The sequence below is a fragment of the Microvirga sp. HBU67558 genome (assembly GCF_018069605.1).
GTDB lineage: Bacteria > Pseudomonadota > Alphaproteobacteria > Rhizobiales > Beijerinckiaceae > Microvirga > Microvirga terrae.
Genome location: NZ_JAGPUP010000555.1, coordinates 16,035 through 31,999 on the forward strand (window position 1 = coordinate 16,035; position 15,965 = coordinate 31,999).

Here is a 15,965-nt window from a genome sequence, read left to right on the forward strand (position 1 = left end):
GCGCCCGCCCTCCTTGTGACACCCTCTCCCGCAGGCCTGTCCCCTGGCCCGTGATTCCGTCATCGGGATGTCACGGGTTCGATGGCAGGTGACCGGCCAGGAGGAACAGGATTCCATGAAGCACATTGCCATTTTGAGCACGCTCGCCGTCTCCCTGCCCGCGCTGCTCGAGCCGGTCGCGGCCCAGGAGAAGACGCTGACCGGCGAGCGCACGACCGTGGTCGCCCATCGCGGCGCCAGCGGCTATCTCCCCGAGCACACCCTCGAGGGCTACAAGCTCGCCATCGAGATGGGGGCCGACTTCGTCGAACCCGATCTCGTGGTGACGAAGGATGGGATGCTCGTGGCCCGTCACGAGCCGATGCTGAGCGGCACGACCGATGTCGCCGAGCGGCAAGAATTCGCGTCCCGCAAGACCACCCGCAAGGTCGACGGCGTCGACACGACCGATTGGTTCGCGGGCGACTTCACCCTGGCCGAGATCAAGCAGCTGCGCGCCAAGCAGGCCATGGCGGATCGCGACCAGTCGAAGAACGGCCAGTTCCAGATCCCGACCCTGGACGAGGTGATCGACCTGGTGAAGAAGGAATCGGCCGCCCGCGGGCGCACCATCGGCATTGCGCCGGAGACCAAGCATCCCACCTTCCATGCGGCGCTCGGCCTGCCGATCGAGGATCGTCTCGTCGCCGTGCTGACGAAGGCCGGCTGGACGGCGAAGGATTCGCCCGTGGTGATCCAGAGCTTCGAGACTGCGAACCTCAAATACCTGAACACCCGGATCGACGTGCGCCTGGCGCAGCTCGTCGACGGGGCGGACGTCGACAAGGACGGCAGGATGGTCATGGAGACGCCCTATGCGCAGCCCTATGACTTCGTGGTGATCGGGGACAGGCGCACCAACCAGGACCTCCTGACCAGGGAGGGCCTCGCCGAGGTGAAAACCTATGCCGACATCATCGCGCCCTGGAAGCCCTACATCCTGGCGAGCCGGCAGGTCGACCGAAACAACGACGGCAAGCCGGACGATCTCAACGGCGACGGCACGATCGACGAGCGCGACCGCGTGCTCACCGAGCCCTCCAGCGTCGTCAGGGACGCTCATGCGGCCGGCCTCCAGGTGTTCACCTGGACGTTCCGCAGCGAGCCGAAGCGCCTGACATCGGACTTCAAGGGCGACCCGGCGGCGGAGTACAAGGCCTTCTATGCCCTGGGCGTCGACGGCCTCTTCAGCGACTTCACCGACCATGCGGTGAAGGCGCGCTGACGCTTTTCGCGACCCCGCGACAGCGCTCCGGCTCCCGCGCGGGCCGGAGTGCTGTCGTTCGTCTGCCCGTCCGGCGCGACAATCGGCGTGGTTCCATGGCGGGGCGTTATGTTATCCTTCCCCTCGGGGCCAACGGGCCCTTCGAGACCACAACGGATCAAGGCCGGGCCGAACCCGGCCGAAGAGGGGAAAATGTCATGGAGACCACAGTCCTCGGCGTCCTGAAGAAGGCCTGCGACCTTGTCGGCAGCGGGCAATCCCTCGGGATCATCGAAGCGATCAGCTCGCTCCGGGAGGAGGCCAGCGGCCGGACCCGCGATCTCGCCTACTACGCCGTGCTCGAGACCGCGATGGCCAGCCGCGGCGATGCGTCCCTGGCGATGCTCGCCGGCGGAGACCGGGCGGAATCCGCGATCGAGCTCCTCCAGTCGACCATCCGGCGCATCATGGCCGCGCTGCACTGAAGCCGGGCGGTTCCTTCCAACCGGGGGCGTCGCCCCCGGCCACGGGTCCGTCGCCGGGAGGAGCCTCATGAGCAAGAACCGAATCAGTCGATCTGAACGCCGGCCTCCTTCACGACCGGGGTCCATTTGGCAATCTCCGTCTTGACGTGCTCACCAAGGACCTCCGGAGTCGATCCGACGACCGTGGCGCTGAAGGTCTTCAGCCGCTCCTGCACGGCCGGATCCTTCACGGCTTTGAGGGCCTCGGCGTTCAGCCGGTCGATGACCTCTTTCGGGGTCTTGGGGGGTGCGAATAGAGCATTCCAGGTATAGGTCTCGTAGCCGGCAAGCCCACCTTCGGCGATTGTCGGCATGTCCGGGAAGGACGGCGCCCGCTCCTTGGTGGTCACGGCGATTCCGCGCAGCGTTCCGGCGCGGATGAATTCGGACGCGGAGGGCAGGTTGTCGAACATGATCGGGACCTGGCCCGCCACCACGTCGTTGAGGGCCGGACCGGAGCCGCGATAGGCGATGTGCTGCATGGACACCTTGGCCATGCTCTTGAACAATTCGCCCGACAGGTGCAGAGGCGTGCCGACACCGGACGAAGCGTAATTGTACTTGGATGGATCCGCCTTCAGCAGCGCGATCAGTTCCGGCACCGTTTTCGCCGGCAGGCTGGGATGAACCACCAGCACGTTGGGCACGACCACGAGCAGCGAGACCGGGGCGAAGTCCGTCACCGCGTCGTAGGGCTTGCGCTTGAGCATGAGCGGGTTCAGCGCGTGCGTGGCCACCGTGCCCATCAGGATCGTGTAGCCGTCGGGCTCCGCCTTCGCGACCCGGGCCGCCCCCGTGCTGCCGCCGGCACCGGCGACGTTCTCGATGATCACCTGTTGGCCCAGGCCTTCGGACATCTTCTGGGCGATGATGCGGGCGACCACGTCGGTGGAGCCGCCGGCCGCGAAGGGCACCACCATGGTGATCGGACGGACCGGGAAGGTCTGGGCGGCAGCGGGGGCCAGGCTCAGGGCCATTCCGGCCAGGAGGGCACCGCCGGCGAGAAGGGCTTGGCGTCGGGTTGGTGTGGTCACGATTAGGTCTCCCATGGTGCGAGGCCGGCGGCGGGGCCGCCCATGGAAGTCTCACATAACCGACAGGCGGGCCATGTCCATGACCTTGCAGCCCGCGGCTGTTGAACTCTGCTTGATCGCTCGCGCGCCGGAGGTCCGCTGATGAGACCAATCGCCTCAGCAGGAGATCTGGGCTCCTGTCATGTGAACGGGCGTGATGGGCCTGACGTCGCGGCCGGCCACGGAACAGGTCAGGCGCGCCTCCGACCGGCATTGCGGCCCCTTCGGCGGCCCGACCCTCGGCCCGACGGCGAACTGAACCGTCACCTCTCCGGGCGCCGTCTCGAGAAAGCCCTCGACGGATGACAGCCAGGTCTGGCCGACGACATCCTCGGTGGCGCGCGCCTCGTTCAGCGCCTGCTCCACGCAGGCGGCGGCCGCATCCTTCGGCATCAGAGGCTCGACGACGGCGGGGGGCGCGATCGCCGCGGTCGTCTCCACGTCGGGCGCCGCCTGCGTTGCGGCGGCTTGCGGCTCGGAGGCCGGCGCAGCGCTCCGGAATCCGTTGATCGTGGTGAGCGCCAGAACGACGAAGACGCCGATCTGGATCGGGATCCGCTTCAGTTTCCTCGACAGGGGGCCGCGGCCGAAGAGGATCGGCCCGTAGAGATGGAGGAAAACGGCAACGAGGGTGAGGAGAATGAGGAAACGCAGCATAATGGATCGTGCCCGCGCGGTATCGTGCGAAATGAATGTTTTGTCCTGGGAACTCGCTTAACCTAACGCAGGATCCCCGCCGTCGCATGCGGCAAGTGCCTTTTCCCGTTCTTATGGTGAATGATCTCTTAACGTCCCGCGCCGTGCCGCACGTTGGTCCGAGAGAGCAGTCGCGCCCATCACATTGTCAACACATTGGCGGGCCATGCGCGGATGTGCATTCCGACGTCCGACAAGACCGATATTGCGACGGAATGTAAGCCTAAGATGTTTTCCCAAGGGGCATTTCTAGAATGACGACACCAACCAATTTGGAAACCTACTTTTTGCAGCTCGTCAACGAGGCGCGCACCAGTGCCGGCGTCAGGCCGCTCACCTTCGACGGCGAGCTTCTCGATTCCTCCGACGCTCACAGCGCATGGATGGATCAGACAGACACGTTCTCGCATACGGGCGTGAACGGCTCCAGCGCGGGCACCCGCATGACGACGGCCGGCTACGGATGGCAGGGCTGGGGCGAGAACATCGCCTATGTGAGCGGCGATCTCACCGAGGCGACCGTGCGCCAGCTGCACACCAACCTGATGAACTCGCCCGGTCACTACGCGAACATCGTCAACGGGTCGTTCGAGGAAATGGGAATCGGCCTGAAGGAAGGCACGATCAACGGCTACAAGGTCGTTTTCGTGACGCAGAACTTCGGCACGCCGAATGCCCTCGAGCGGGCCGAAGCGGACGACGTCGGCACCACGATCCCGACGGCCCCGACGACGCCGACCATCACCGGTCAGTCGTTTGTCGGCAACAGCTACAACAACACCCTGTATGGCACATCCGGGGACGATACCCTCAACGGCAATGGCGGCCGGGACGTGCTCTGGGGCCGCCAGGGCTACGACACCTTCGTGTTCGACACGGCATCGGAAGCCAACGGCGACACCGTCAGCGACTTCGTTCACGGCGCCGACAGGATCAGCCTGTCGGGCATCGACGCCGACACCCGGGTGTCCGGCAACCAGGCGTTCACGTTCATCGGTGCGCAAAGCTTCCACAAGGTGGCCGGCGAGCTGAAGGCGTATCAGTCGAGCGGAAACACCTACGTGGCCGGTGACGTCAACGGGGACGGCGTCGCCGACTTCGCGATCAAGGCCCTCGGCGCCCACGTCTTCGCGAGCGCCGACTTCGTGCTCTGACAACAACGGCCCCCGGTACCGCCGGGGGCCTCCCTGCCCTCAGCAGGTCAGGCGCGCTCCTCCCAGAGCTTGGCGAGTTCGACGATGGTCGTCACGGCCTTCTCCATGTCTTGGCTGCTGACGAATTCCAGCGGCGAATGGAAGGCATGGCCGCCGGCAAAGATGTTCGGGCACGGCAGGCCCATGAAGGACAGGCGCGAACCGTCCGTGCCGCCGCGGATGCTGCCGCGCACCGGTTCCATGCCGGCGCGTCTGATCGCCTCCACGGCGTATTCGACGATCTCCGGCTTGCGGTCGAGCACGACCTTCATGTTGCGGTACTGCTCCTTGACCGTGAAGGTGTAGCTGGAGCCCGGATAGGCCTGCATCACGTCCTCGACGATGCCCTCCAGGAGCGTCTCCTTGCTCGTGAGCCCCTCCTCCGTGAAGTCGCGGATGATGAAGCTCAGGCTGGCCTTCTCCATCACGCCGGTCACGCCGGTCGGATGGATGAAGCCGTCGCGTCCCTTCGTCGTCTCGGGCGCCATCTCTCTCGGCAGGCGCGCGACGATGTCGCCGGCGATCCGGATGGCGTTCTCCATCTTGCCGTAGGCGAAGCCGGGATGGATCGCCACGCCCTTGATGCCGATCTCGACTGCGTCGGCCGAGAAGGTCTCGTCCTCGATGGTGCCGGCCGTCTCGCCGTCCAGGGTATAACCGAAATCCGCCCCGAGCTTTTTCAGATCCACCTTGTCGACGCCGCGGCCGATCTCTTCGTCGGTGGTGAAAAGGATGCGGATCGTGCCGTGCCGGACGTCCGGGTTGCTAATCAGAAACTCGGCCGCCGCCATGATCTCGGCGATCCCCGCCTTGTCGTCGGCGCCGAGCAGCGTCGTGCCGTCCGACGTGACGATGTCGTGGCCGATCAGGTCGTCGAGCACGGGATGGTCGGCGACACGGATGACCTGGCTCTGATCACCCGGCAGCCGAATGTCGCCGCCCTGATAGTTGCGGACCAGCTGCGGCTTCACGCCGGTGCCGGAGAAGTCCGGCGCCGTATCCATGTGGGCGCAGAAGCAGATGACCGGCACGTTGTTCTTGCTCGTCGTCGCCGGGATGGTCGCGTAGACGTAGCCATGCTCGTCGAGATGCGCGTCGGAGATCCCGATCTCCTGGAGCTCCTCGACCAGCAGGCGGCCGAGATTCTTCTGCTTCTCGGTAGACGGCTGGGACTGGGACTTGGCGTCGGACTGGGTATCGATGACGACGTATCGGAGGAAACGGTCTGTAACGCTGGCGGCCATGGCTCGGGATCCGTTCTGCGAGGAGGTGACGGAGTTGTAGCGGGACAATCCCGCCCCGGGAATGGGCGGCGGGAAATTTCTTACCCTCCCGCCACCTGACCGATCAGATACGCATGAGCGTCGCGGCGCCGCACAGCACCAGGAGGCCCAGGGCCGCGGCAACGAAGAGGCCATCCCGCCCCTGGAACGCAGGCGCGTTCATGATCGTGCGCGGCGCATCGGGGCCGAGCCCCCTCGCCTCCATGGCGATCGCAGTGCGGCCGGCGCGGCGGATCGCGAAGGCGAGCAGCGGGATGACGAGGCTCATGAGCTCGAACGGGCCGGGAACCCGCCGCAGGCGCCGTCCGGACTTCATGGCGCGGGCCAAGCGCATCTGCTGCGCCTCGCCGGCGAGATCGGGCACGAGCTGCAGGGCGGCGAACAGCGAGTAGCCGATGCGCGGCGGGAGCTTCGCGTGCTGCATGAGGGCGCGCACGAAAAGCCCAGGATCGGTGGTGAGTGCGAAGAACACCGAGATCATGCCGCAGGCGAGCGCGCGCAGGAACAGGGTGATGCCCGCCGAGAATCCCGGCGACGAGAGGAGAGACTCTCCCGCCATGAGCAGGGCGAAGTCGCTCTCCTGGCGAAACAGCAGGCTGGTGGTGAGGAAGCCGAAGCCGAACAGGCCAAACGGCACCATGAGGGCGAGCAGCACCAGGGGCGAGGTGCGATGGAGGCCGACGAGCGCGAGCGCGGGCGCCAGGATCGCCGCGAGCTGGAACCGGGGATCGAAGACCAGCACGGCCGCGACGAGCCAGACGCAGCAGACGGCCAGCTTCGAGAGCGGGTTGAGGGACGTCAGCATGGAACCGGCGCCCCCAGACGCAGGGCCGCAGCCTTGAGCCATCGCGTCGCGGCAGCCGATGCCGGCTCCGTGAGCCCGGCGCGCGCCATAAGAACGCCGTCGTTCATCAGCTCCTGCGTCGGGCCGTCGGCCAGGATCCCTCCCTCCCCCACCAGGATGGAGCGTGGACAGAGCCTCAAGGCAAGATCCATGTCGTGGGTGATCAGCGCGATGGTGCGTCCCTTCTCGCGCAGCGACAGTATCTCCTGCGAGAGCAGCGCGGCTCCGGACGCATCGAGCCCGGCCATGGGCTCGTCGAGCACGAGGAGCGGCCAGTGGTCGGAGAGCGTGAGCGTGGCCAGCGCGAGCTTGCGCTTCTGGCCCTGCGACAGCTCGAAGGGATGGTTGCGCGCGAGCGCCGCGAGCCCCCAGGTTTCCAGCGCCGCCGCCGCGCGCCGGTCTCTCTCGTCTGCCTTCATCCGCGCCGGCAGCGCTGTGAGCAGTTCCTCATGCACGGTGCCGGCAGTGAACTGGTTTTCCGCGCGCTGGAAGGCGTACCCGCCCGCCGGGCCTCGGCGTGTGCCGGCCTTCAGCGGCAGGAGACCCGCGAGACACAAGCCCAGCGTCGATTTGCCGGCCCCGTTTCGTCCCAGCACGCCGAGGATCTCGCCCTGACGGATCGTGAGATCGACGCCGCGCAGCACGGTGGGGCCCAGGAACGGCGCGCACGCGGCCTGCCGCACCTGAACGAGCATGGGCGGTTCATGCAGGTCGATGGGGGGGCTGACGGAGGCGACGAAGGCCTCGACGGCTGGACGCGCTTTGTCGAGGCAGGAGGGAGATAGGCTCTCAGGATCGAGATGCGCGAGCGCTTCCGCGACCGACAACGGGCCGATGGGCGCCGCGACGCCTGCACGCATCAGCTCTGCATCGAGGGCGCTCGAGGCAGGACACCAGATGCCGTGCGACTGCAGCAGCATGCGCTCCTCGCGGAAGATCCGGCGCGGGTCGCCCTCGGCAACGACGGTTCCGCCGCGTCCGAGCACGATCATGCGGTCGATCGATTCGATCAGTCCGTCGAGCCTGTGGTCGACGATGAGGACGGTCCGTCCGCCCTCGCGGCCAGTCAGCAGCGCATGCAGGCGCCGCGCAGCCTCCGGAGCCAGATGCGCGGTCGGCTCGTCGGCCACGAAGAGCGGCGCGTCCTGGATCAGGGTCGCGGCGAGAGCCACGAGCTGGCGCTCCCCGCCCGAGAGCTGCGCCGACGGACGGTGTCGCCATTCCTCCGGCAGGCCGACCGCCTGCATGACCTCCGTGACGGCGCGCGCGATGGTCTCCGGCGGCATGGCGCGGTTCTCGAGCGCGAACGCGAGTTCGTCCTCCACGCGCATGCCGCAGAGCGTCTGGTCCGCGTCTTGGAAATACTGGGCCACATGGCGCGCCCAATCCCACGGCTTGCGGGAGCCGGCATCCCTGCCGAAGAGGCGAATGTCGCCTTTCACCTCCGCCGGGATGCTGTCGGGGATGAGACCCGTCAGCGCCAGCAGCAGCGTCGACTTGCCGGACCCCGACGGGCCGAGGAGGAGAACCCGCTCGCCCTGCCGAACCTGACAATCGACGGGTCCGATCGCAGGGCGCCTGGCGAAGGGATAGGCGACCTCGACCCCGCGCCATTCCGCGGCGGGTTCAGGCGGCGGCGGAGCGCTTCTCGACATCGATCGCAAGGCCCGCGAGCGCGCCCGTCCTGTAGAGCGCCTGCACGATCACGTGAGCGAGCCACCCGCCGAGCAGCGCGCCGCTCGCGCAGCGCAGCACGAACATGGCGATGAGCAGCGCCGGCTGCAGGGCGCCATAATCGAACCGGATCCAGGTATAGACGTAAGAGAAGATCGCCGCGCCCACGCCCGCCGCCATCAGCACCGGCAGCGAGTAGTTGCGCCAGCGGGTTGCCGCGAAGACCGCTTCCGCGCCGGCGCCCTGGACGAGGCCGCTGACGACGAGCAGCAGGCCCGCGGGACTTCCCAGCAGCACCTGCACGGCGGCCGCGAGCACTTCGGCCCCGAGGGCTGCGCCGGGCTTGCGGATGATGGCGGCTGCCACCATCGAGGCGACGAACCAGAAGCCCATCACCACGTCCATCGTCAGAGGACCGAACACCGCCTGGGCGATCAGCCACACCTGAACCCAGCCGAGATACAGCACGGCGAACACCGCGCCGATCACGGTGACGATGAGGATCTCCCTCAATGTCCAGCCACGAGCCACGGACATGACAAACTCCTTGATGTGAGACGAGAATCGTGTGCGGAGGATCAGGACTTGCTCGGGCTGTTCGCCGAGACCTTGAGATCGAGTGCGACATGCCCCTGCGGGGCGCCGAAGCGCAGAAAGGCTTCGCTCAGAGTCGCGAAGACCGGGCCCGCATCGCCGCGCAGCTTGGTGCAGAAGTTCTTCGAGCGGTCGAACACGCCCGATGCCTTGAGGAAGTCGATGCAGCCGTAGATCTCGTTCATATGGTGCCCGCTGCCGAGCGGATAGAGCGAGAATTGCGCGGCCACGACCTGGCCGGTCAGAGGCGCCGTTTCCACGCGCCGTACGGCGGCCGTGATGCGCGCCGCGAGGGGCTGATCGTGGTTCGAACCCGTGATCGGCGTGCAGATCGGGTCGTCGGGCTCGCCCGGACAACCACGCGAGACGGTGGCGGCGAGCACGCAATGAACACCGCGGCGTGATGCGGCGAGAAACAGGTCGCGCATTGCCGGAAACAGCTGCTCCGGCGGGCCGACGATTAACGTGGAGATGTCGTCGGTTTCGATGCGGAAATTGGGTCTATACGGGTCAAGCGCCCCGATGGCGCCGAGGATGACGTCGACGAAATCGTCGCTCATCGGATAGAGGGAAATCTGTGCGCCGGAAAACATCGTCACCTCGCTCCGCTGGCATTACCCAGATCAGCTTGAGGGTCCAACGGCTTCGCGCCGTCATCTCAGCCCCGGCAATACGGAGCACCCCTGTTTGATGCGACTTGCTTAGCACCTTTCGTCGCACGATGGCAAGCGGATCACGCGCCTGCGGGCGACGGATCGCGGCATCTACTGCACGGTGACCTGATCCTTGATCCGTTCGAACGCGGTGCGGCGCACCACCCTCTTGGTCACGAGATCCTCCACGGACCTGTACGGGCGCCCCCTCACGATGGCGCGGCCGAGGGATCCTGCGCCTCTCAACGTATTCAACTGGTCGACGGAGCCCCTGTTGAGATCGACGAGGGCTGAAGCGGACTCACCGGCAGGCACATAGGACGCCGTTCGGGTCGCCTGCTGCGTGACGGTGCCGGTCATGTTCATGTCGGCGGGCGGATCCGCCGGCGGCTTGGCGGCTCCGCTCTTGGACGATTGTCCGACGATGGCTTGGAACTGCTTCAGAACGGCAAGGGACTGATCGCGAGAGGCCCCGAGGGAGGCGGGATCGATGACCGGTTCGGCGAGGGAGGGCTCAAGATCGTCCTCATCGGGGTCCGGCGGAGAGACGACGGCGGACCGCTTCACGGGCAAGGCAGCCGGCGTCAATGCATCTGCATCGGCCACCTGAACGGGTTCGGCCCGATCCGGGGGAGCGGCAGGGCGCACCTCCACGGCGACCGTCTGCGGCGGAGCCACGGACACCATGCCCTCCGCGGCTGGACTGCCGGCCTGGAACCGCCACAGAGCCAGCCAGCCGGCACTCATGAGACCGATCACCAGAAGAACGCGCATGGCCTGAAGGGCCGCATTGTCGCGCGGTTCGCGTGGCGTTTGGGTCCGGGACAAATCGCCAACCTGCATGGGATCCTCGCACATCTACTCGACGACGGAGCCTTGGTCCGGCCTTAGGGCTAGAGAGGGTATGTGGCGCAGACGTGGCAATCTCCGCCGTCCTTGCGACTTCAACGGCAATTCGGGATAGGCGCGCATCTCTTTCGAGAGCTGCCGAAGAGAAGCGGAAACGTCATCACCTTGCGAAACGACGTCCCTAAACCGCCCGTACCTGCGCCGGCGCGCCGACGGTGCATTCGAGCGCCGCACGGTCCCAATGCCCCGCGTCGGCCGCGGCCTTGTAGGTGGCGACAAGGAAATCGAGCAGCAGCGCATCGGGATCGGTCGATTGGCGCACCGTGTCGTAGGGCAGAATGAACTCGCCCAGCGTCGTGTCGAACGACGCGCCCGCTGGCACCGCGGCCTCGCGGAAGCCCGGCGGCTCGGGATAGGCGTAGGAGTAGAAGGCCGGCTGTGGAAAGGCGTCGCTGCCAGGCCAGAATCCGGCGCTGGAGACCTCGTGCGAATAGGCCTCGCGGGTCACAGGATCCGGGAGACCCGGCACGCCTCCCGGATGCAGGGGCGCAGACCGCCCGGAGAAGCGCGTCACCGCGAGGTCGAAGCTGCCCCAGAAGAAGTGCACCGGTGACGACTTTCCCAGAAACCCGCTTCGGAAGAGCTTGAAGACCCGGTCCGCCTGAACGAGCGCCCGCCAGAAGCGATGCGCGGCTTCGCGGTCGTAAGAGGCATGGACGCGATCCTCGGAGAAGCGGATGGGATCCGCCACCTCGTTCGGCATCTCGTTGATGGCGACCTCGATGCGCAGATCCTCCAGGATGGCGCGGATCCGCGCGTAGAAATCCGCCACGCTCTGGGGCTGCAGCGGCAACTCACGCTCTTCGCCGTTGCTCATGCGCATGCGCAGGAGATGAGACAGGAAGTCGAACTCGATCTCCAGGATGTCGTGCCCGACAGGGATGGGCGACGTTCCCAGCCCCCTTGCGGTCACGTAGAGCGGAACCTGCCAGCCGTGATTGAGCCAGGGCGACAGCGACAGCCGGATCTTGCCCACGATCTGGGTCCAGAGCTGGAGGGTCGCCGCCGTGTCCCGCCAGGCGGGATAGGGCAGTTGCGGCCAAGACGTGTCGCCCATCGAGCGCCTCCCCTGAGGAACGAAGATGAAGCAGAGCTAGCGCATCGGTCGGGGTGGACAACCCGGCCGTCGGCGGCAAACCGACAGCCGCCCTCCGCACCGATGCAGCACATGGCTGGAGCGGGCATCCTCCCGGTGGAAGAGCATGCCGCTCCAGCATTTGCCGTCGTTACGCGGCGGGGCGCATGCCCGCGGCGATGGATGTCGGGATCTCGATGTCGACTTCGAGCGTCGACACGGAGGCGCCGCGATCCATCTTGATCTGCACGTTGTCCTGCGGCACCGCCATGTGCTTGGCGATCACCGCCATGATCTCCTCCCGCAGGATCGCCACGAGATCGGACTCGGCCCCACCGACGATGGTGCGCTCATGAGCGAGCAGAACCTGCAGCCGCTCGCGGGCGACGGGCGCGGACGTGTTGCGCTTGAAGAAACTGAAAAGGCTCATGCGGCCCTCCGTGAGAAGAGTTTGCTGAACAGGCCGCGCTGCTTCTGCACCTCGACGACCGTCTGGCCCTGGAGCTTGCGCACGGCATCGAGATAGGCGCGGGCCGGGGCCGAATTCGGACTGCCGAGTGTCACCGGGGCGCCGAGGTTCGACGAGCGCAGCACTTCGGTGCTCTCGGGAATGATGGCCAGAAGCGGGATGGAGAGGATCTCGAGCACGTCCTCGACCTTGAGGATCTCGCCGCGCTGAGCGCGGGCATTGTCGTACCGCGTGAGCAGAAGATGCTTTTCGACCTGCTCGCCCTTCTCGGCCTTCTCGGTCTTGGAATCGAGGAGGCCGATGATGCGGTCCGAGTCGCGGATGGAGGAGACTTCCGGGTTCGTCACGACGACCGCAACATCCGCGTGACGCATGGCAAGCGTCGCGCCGCGTTCGATGCCGGCCGGGCTGTCGCAGATGATCCAGTCGAACTTCTCGCGCAGGCCGTTGATCACGCGCTCGACGCCTTCCTCCGTGAGATTGTCCTTGTCGCGGGTCTGCGAGGCAGGCAGCAGGGACAGGGTCTCGACGCGCTTGTCGCGGATGAGTGCCTGCTCCAGCTTCGCATCGCCCTTGATCACGTTGATGAGGTCGAACACCACGCGGCGCTCGGCACCCATGATCAGATCGAGGTTGCGCAGGCCGACGTCGAAATCGATCACCGCCACCTTCTGGCCGCTCTGCGCCAGCGCCGCGCCCAGAGCCGCGGTCGAGGTCGTCTTTCCGACACCGCCCTTGCCCGATGTCACGACAAGTACTTTCGCCATCCTTGGTTCTCCTCGCCCTACAATGCTGCTCCTGCGACGGCATCACCAGCAGGTTCCCCGGAGAACCGCAGAACTAATGTTCGGAGAGCGGAGGCGGGTCAGGCTGTCGCGGATTTCTTACGCTACGTAATGCCTATTATTCGACGCCCGTTATGGTTACTGATCCGTTAAGATTTTCCGAAGAAACCGAATTTTTTGTTGAAAAACCAAGGATTTCCGCCACTCCAGGCACGGACCAAGGAATCCCGTCCTCATGCCGGACATAAAGCCGAGCTTGCCGGATCCTTCCGCCAGCCTCCCATTGACCTTCCTCTGGGAACCCCTAGCCTTGATCCGATGTCACTGGAGATCCTGCGATGCGGTACGGATGGCGGCTTCTTCTCTTGGCGGCGTTGTCGCTCGTTGCGGCTCATGGGCCCACGGCTGCCCAGCAATCCACGACCGTCCGGGTCGGGCATTTCCCCAACATCACCCATGTGCAGGCCCTGGTGGCCCGCGCCTTCGAGCGGCAGGGGCGCAACTGGTTCGCGGAGCGGCTCGGGCCAGGGGTGAAGATCGAGTGGTACGCCTATAATGCCGGCCCGAGCGCCATGGAGGCGATCTTCGCCAATTCGCTCGACCTGACTTATGTCGGTCCCAATCCCGCGCTCAACGCCTATGCCCGCTCCCGCGGCGCCGAGGTCCGCGTCGTCGGCGGTGCCGTGAACGGCGGCTCCGCCCTCGTGGTCCAGGGGGATTCCACCCTGTCCAAGCCTGTCGACTTCAAGGGCAAGCGCATCGCCACGCCGCAATTCGGCAACACGCAGGACGTAGCGGCCCGGGCCTGGCTCGTCGCAGGCGGATTGCGCATCACCCAGACCGGCGGCGATGCGCAGGTGGTGCCCACCAGCAATCCGGACCAGCTCTCCCTCTTCCAGAGCAAGCAGCTCGACGCGGTCTGGACCGTGGAGCCCTGGGTGTCGCGGCTCGAATCCGAGGCCGGCGGCAAGGTGCTGGTCGAGGAGAAGGACGCGATCACGACGATCCTTGTCTCGAGCGCCGGCTTCCTGTCGAAAAACCGCGAGCTCGCCAAGCGCTTCGTGGCCGCCCATCGCGAGCTCACCGACTGGATCCGGAACAATCCCGACGAGGCGCAGCGCTTGGCCCGGGAGGAGCTGCAGGCCTCGTTCCGCCTCGACATGCCGCCGGAGCTCGTCGCCCGTGCCTGGAGCCGCATGGTCATCACGCCGGACACCACCCGGGAGGCATTCCAGTCCTTCGTGACCAGCGCTCAACGGGTGGGTTTCCTGCGCGACACGCCCGACCTCTCCCGCCTGATCGAGACGCCTTGATGGAGCTGTCCCACCCTGAGTCGCTGACGGCCGCACCTGCCAAGCTCATCGTGGAGAACGTCTTCAAGCGATTCACGTCATCGCGCGCCACCGTGCAGGCGCTGGACAACGTGTCTCTCACCGTCGCCGAAGGGGAATTCGTCTGCCTGATCGGACCGAGCGGATGTGGAAAGTCCACTCTCCTCGACATCATGGCGGGACTGACCATGCCGGATTCCGGGCGGGTGCTGGCCGACGGCAAACTCGTGGACGGTCCCGGCCGGCAGCGCCTCGTCATGTTCCAGGAATCGGCGTTGTTTCCCTGGCTCGACGCTTTCGGCAACGTCATGTTCGGGCTGAAGCTGCGACCCGACCTGACGGGCGCCGAGCGCCGGGACATCGCCGATCATTTTCTCAAGCTCGTCGGCCTCGAGAAATTCAGGCACGCGCATGTGCACGAGCTCTCCGGCGGCATGAAGCAACGCGTCGCGCTGGCACGCGCGCTTGCTCCCGATCCGCAGGTGCTGCTCATGGACGAGCCTTTCGCCGCCCTGGATGCGCTCACGCGCGATCAGCTCTATGACGACATCCAGCGCATCTGGATGGGAAGCCGCAAGACCATCGTGTTCGTCACGCACAACGTGCGCGAAGCCGTATGCCTGGGGAACCGGGTCGTTCTCATGTCGCCGTCGCCGGGGCGCATCTCGCAGATCTTCGAGATCGATCTTCCGCATCCCCGCGACATCAACAGCCGTGATCTCGCTGGCTATACGTCCACCATCGCGGCTGCGCTCAAAGGCACGTTGAAGGGAGCGGTGTTCGAATGAAGCGTCTCGCCGTCGCCCTCCTGTTCTTCGCCGTGCTGATCGGCATATGGGAATTCGCCGTGCGCAGCGGGCGCTGGTCCATCGTGCTTCTCCCCTCGCCCGTTTTCGTGGCGGAATACATCTGGGGGGCGCTGCTCGACGGCACGCTGATCGAGTCGACCTGGGTGACCCTCAAGCGGCTTCTGATCGGCTATGCGGCCGGCGTCGTAATCGGCCTGCCCCTGGGCCTGCTGACCAGCACGACGCAGGTGCTCGAAGACACGATCGGATCGCTCGCCCTCGGGTTTCAGACCCTGCCGAGCGTCTGCTGGGTGCCGCTGGCGCTCGTCTGGTTCGGCCAGACGGAAGGCGCGATGCTGTTCGTCGTGATCATGGGCACCGTCTGGTCCGTGATCATCGCGACCGACCACGGAGCGCGCAACATCCCGCCGATCTACGCGCGCGCGGCGCGCACCATGGGATCGGAAGGCTTCCACAAGTGGACGCGCGTCATTCTCCCGGCCTCGCTTCCTTTCCTGGTCAGCGGGATGAAGCAGGGATGGGCGTTCGCATGGCGCTCGCTGATGGCGGCGGAGATTTACGTGACGATCCTCACCGGTTTCGGCCTCGGCCACCTGCTGCATTACGGGCGCGAGCTCAACGCTATGGAGCAGGTGATTGGCATCATGATCGTGATTGTCGTCATCGGATTGCTCGTCGACCGCCTCCTGTTCTCGCCCTGGGAGCGCTTCCTGCACCGGCGCTGGGGGACGAATGTCAAGGAGACATAGCAGGGCTGCATCGCGGCTCTCTTGGCATCACAACCTTATGAAACATTTCCGCTTGCCTGTC

Annotated in this window: 17 protein-coding genes and 1 riboswitch; of the genes, 6 read left to right on the forward strand and 11 right to left on the reverse strand. The window is 66.1% G+C overall.

Going from position 1 to position 15,965, the window contains the following annotated elements:
- Nucleotides 1-115: 115 nt before the first annotated feature.
- Together KBI52_RS26190 and KBI52_RS26195 are read left to right on the forward strand one after the other, a co-directional pair.
- Nucleotides 116-1,264, forward strand: coding sequence for a glycerophosphodiester phosphodiesterase (locus tag KBI52_RS26190; protein WP_210812240.1), 1,149 nt, complete (start codon nucleotides 116-118; stop codon nucleotides 1,262-1,264).
- A 197-nt stretch (nucleotides 1,265-1,461) separates the two neighbouring features.
- Nucleotides 1,462-1,728 (forward strand): hypothetical protein, encoded by a 267-nt coding sequence (locus KBI52_RS26195; protein WP_210812241.1) that lies wholly within the window; start codon nucleotides 1,462-1,464, stop codon nucleotides 1,726-1,728.
- 83 nt (nucleotides 1,729-1,811) lie between these two features.
- On the opposite strand, the gene KBI52_RS26200 is transcribed toward KBI52_RS26195, so the two are convergent.
- Entirely contained in the window at nucleotides 1,812-2,744 is a 933-nt protein-coding gene (locus KBI52_RS26200) for a Bug family tripartite tricarboxylate transporter substrate binding protein (RefSeq protein WP_371823214.1), read from the reverse strand.
- Nucleotides 2,745-2,957: 213 nt separating this feature from the next.
- Nucleotides 2,958-3,497 (reverse strand): hypothetical protein, encoded by a 540-nt coding sequence (locus tag KBI52_RS26205; protein WP_173948881.1) that lies wholly within the window; start codon nucleotides 3,495-3,497, stop codon nucleotides 2,958-2,960.
- Nucleotides 3,498-3,790: 293 nt separating this feature from the next.
- On the opposite strand from KBI52_RS26205, the gene KBI52_RS26210 reads away from it, so the two are divergent.
- Entirely contained in the window at nucleotides 3,791-4,690 is a 900-nt protein-coding gene (locus tag KBI52_RS26210; RefSeq protein WP_210812243.1) for a CAP domain-containing protein, read from the forward strand.
- A 47-nt stretch (nucleotides 4,691-4,737) separates the two neighbouring features.
- Here the strand turns inward: KBI52_RS26210 and pepT are convergent, their stop codons facing one another.
- From pepT to minD, 9 genes are all read right to left on the reverse strand, one after another.
- Nucleotides 4,738-5,973 carry a peptidase T gene (pepT, locus tag KBI52_RS26215; RefSeq protein ID WP_210812244.1) on the reverse strand — a complete coding sequence of 412 codons (1,236 nt, stop codon included), beginning with the start codon at nucleotides 5,971-5,973 and terminating at the stop codon, nucleotides 4,738-4,740.
- A 103-nt stretch (nucleotides 5,974-6,076) separates the two neighbouring features.
- Nucleotides 6,077-6,817, reverse strand: coding sequence for an energy-coupling factor transporter transmembrane protein EcfT (locus KBI52_RS26220; protein ID WP_210812245.1), 741 nt, complete (start codon nucleotides 6,815-6,817; stop codon nucleotides 6,077-6,079).
- Nucleotides 6,811-8,511: an ABC transporter ATP-binding protein gene (locus tag KBI52_RS26225; RefSeq protein WP_210812246.1), complete on the reverse strand. Its 1,701-nt coding sequence runs from the start codon at nucleotides 8,509-8,511 to the stop codon at nucleotides 6,811-6,813. Before KBI52_RS26225 ends, KBI52_RS26220 begins: the two co-directional genes overlap by 7 nt.
- Nucleotides 8,483-9,067, reverse strand: coding sequence for an ECF transporter S component (locus KBI52_RS26230; protein WP_173948876.1), 585 nt, complete (start codon nucleotides 9,065-9,067; stop codon nucleotides 8,483-8,485). The genes KBI52_RS26225 and KBI52_RS26230 overlap by 29 nt, the downstream gene beginning before the upstream one ends.
- Before the next feature lie 41 nt (nucleotides 9,068-9,108).
- Nucleotides 9,109-9,717, reverse strand: coding sequence for a YkoF family thiamine/hydroxymethylpyrimidine-binding protein (locus tag KBI52_RS26235; RefSeq protein WP_210812247.1), 609 nt, complete (start codon nucleotides 9,715-9,717; stop codon nucleotides 9,109-9,111).
- Nucleotides 9,708-9,819: riboswitch (TPP riboswitch) on the reverse strand. Its footprint overlaps the gene before it by 10 nt.
- Before the next feature lie 69 nt (nucleotides 9,820-9,888).
- Complete coding sequence (locus tag KBI52_RS33175) at nucleotides 9,889-10,620, reverse strand: helix-hairpin-helix domain-containing protein (RefSeq protein WP_247654670.1); 732 nt, start codon at nucleotides 10,618-10,620, stop codon at nucleotides 9,889-9,891.
- A 187-nt stretch (nucleotides 10,621-10,807) separates the two neighbouring features.
- Complete coding sequence (locus KBI52_RS26245) at nucleotides 10,808-11,743, reverse strand: DUF5996 family protein (RefSeq protein WP_173948875.1); 936 nt, start codon at nucleotides 11,741-11,743, stop codon at nucleotides 10,808-10,810.
- A 169-nt stretch (nucleotides 11,744-11,912) separates the two neighbouring features.
- Complete coding sequence (gene minE / locus KBI52_RS26250; RefSeq protein WP_173948874.1) at nucleotides 11,913-12,191, reverse strand: cell division topological specificity factor MinE; 279 nt, start codon at nucleotides 12,189-12,191, stop codon at nucleotides 11,913-11,915.
- Nucleotides 12,188-12,997, reverse strand: a complete 810-nt coding sequence (gene minD, locus KBI52_RS26255; protein ID WP_173948873.1) for a septum site-determining protein MinD — start codon at nucleotides 12,995-12,997, stop codon at nucleotides 12,188-12,190. Before minD ends, minE begins: the two co-directional genes overlap by 4 nt.
- 356 nt (nucleotides 12,998-13,353) lie before the next feature.
- On the opposite strand from minD, the gene KBI52_RS26260 reads away from it, so the two are divergent.
- Genes KBI52_RS26260 through KBI52_RS26270 form a run of 3 tightly spaced genes read left to right on the forward strand, consistent with a single transcriptional unit; the run spans nucleotide 13,354 to nucleotide 15,904 of the window.
- Complete coding sequence (locus KBI52_RS26260) at nucleotides 13,354-14,328, forward strand: ABC transporter substrate-binding protein (RefSeq protein WP_173948872.1); 975 nt, start codon at nucleotides 13,354-13,356, stop codon at nucleotides 14,326-14,328.
- On the forward strand, nucleotides 14,328-15,134 hold the full coding sequence (locus tag KBI52_RS26265) for an ABC transporter ATP-binding protein (protein ID WP_173948871.1): 807 nt from the start codon (nucleotides 14,328-14,330) through the stop codon (nucleotides 15,132-15,134). Before KBI52_RS26260 ends, KBI52_RS26265 begins: the two co-directional genes overlap by 1 nt.
- Complete coding sequence (locus tag KBI52_RS26270) at nucleotides 15,131-15,904, forward strand: ABC transporter permease (RefSeq protein ID WP_173948870.1); 774 nt, start codon at nucleotides 15,131-15,133, stop codon at nucleotides 15,902-15,904. The genes KBI52_RS26265 and KBI52_RS26270 overlap by 4 nt, the downstream gene beginning before the upstream one ends.
- The last annotated feature ends 61 nt before the right edge of the window (nucleotides 15,905-15,965 follow it).

What these genes read in the sequence shown, in the direction of transcription:
- KBI52_RS26190 (WP_210812240.1), top strand. Translation starts at nt 116, where the DNA reads ATGAAGCACATTGCCATTTTGAGCACGCTCGCCGTCTCCCTGCCCGCG.
- KBI52_RS26195 (WP_210812241.1), top strand. Translation starts at nt 1,462, where the DNA reads ATGGAGACCACAGTCCTCGGCGTCCTGAAGAAGGCCTGCGACCTTGTC.
- KBI52_RS26200 (WP_371823214.1), bottom strand. Translation starts at nt 2,744, where the DNA reads ATGGCCCTGAGCCTGGCCCCCGCTGCCGCCCAGACCTTCCCGGTCCGT.
- KBI52_RS26205 (WP_173948881.1), bottom strand. Translation starts at nt 3,497, where the DNA reads ATGCTGCGTTTCCTCATTCTCCTCACCCTCGTTGCCGTTTTCCTCCAT.
- KBI52_RS26210 (WP_210812243.1), top strand. Translation starts at nt 3,791, where the DNA reads ATGACGACACCAACCAATTTGGAAACCTACTTTTTGCAGCTCGTCAAC.
- pepT (WP_210812244.1), bottom strand. Translation starts at nt 5,973, where the DNA reads ATGGCCGCCAGCGTTACAGACCGTTTCCTCCGATACGTCGTCATCGAT.
- KBI52_RS26220 (WP_210812245.1), bottom strand. Translation starts at nt 6,817, where the DNA reads ATGCTGACGTCCCTCAACCCGCTCTCGAAGCTGGCCGTCTGCTGCGTC.
- KBI52_RS26225 (WP_210812246.1), bottom strand. Translation starts at nt 8,511, where the DNA reads ATGTCGAGAAGCGCTCCGCCGCCGCCTGAACCCGCCGCGGAATGGCGC.
- KBI52_RS26230 (WP_173948876.1), bottom strand. Translation starts at nt 9,067, where the DNA reads ATGTCCGTGGCTCGTGGCTGGACATTGAGGGAGATCCTCATCGTCACC.
- KBI52_RS26235 (WP_210812247.1), bottom strand. Translation starts at nt 9,717, where the DNA reads ATGTTTTCCGGCGCACAGATTTCCCTCTATCCGATGAGCGACGATTTC.
- KBI52_RS33175 (WP_247654670.1), bottom strand. Translation starts at nt 10,620, where the DNA reads ATGCAGGTTGGCGATTTGTCCCGGACCCAAACGCCACGCGAACCGCGC.
- KBI52_RS26245 (WP_173948875.1), bottom strand. Translation starts at nt 11,743, where the DNA reads ATGGGCGACACGTCTTGGCCGCAACTGCCCTATCCCGCCTGGCGGGAC.
- minE (WP_173948874.1), bottom strand. Translation starts at nt 12,191, where the DNA reads ATGAGCCTTTTCAGTTTCTTCAAGCGCAACACGTCCGCGCCCGTCGCC.
- minD (WP_173948873.1), bottom strand. Translation starts at nt 12,997, where the DNA reads ATGGCGAAAGTACTTGTCGTGACATCGGGCAAGGGCGGTGTCGGAAAG.
- KBI52_RS26260 (WP_173948872.1), top strand. Translation starts at nt 13,354, where the DNA reads ATGCGGTACGGATGGCGGCTTCTTCTCTTGGCGGCGTTGTCGCTCGTT.
- KBI52_RS26265 (WP_173948871.1), top strand. Translation starts at nt 14,328, where the DNA reads ATGGAGCTGTCCCACCCTGAGTCGCTGACGGCCGCACCTGCCAAGCTC.
- KBI52_RS26270 (WP_173948870.1), top strand. Translation starts at nt 15,131, where the DNA reads ATGAAGCGTCTCGCCGTCGCCCTCCTGTTCTTCGCCGTGCTGATCGGC.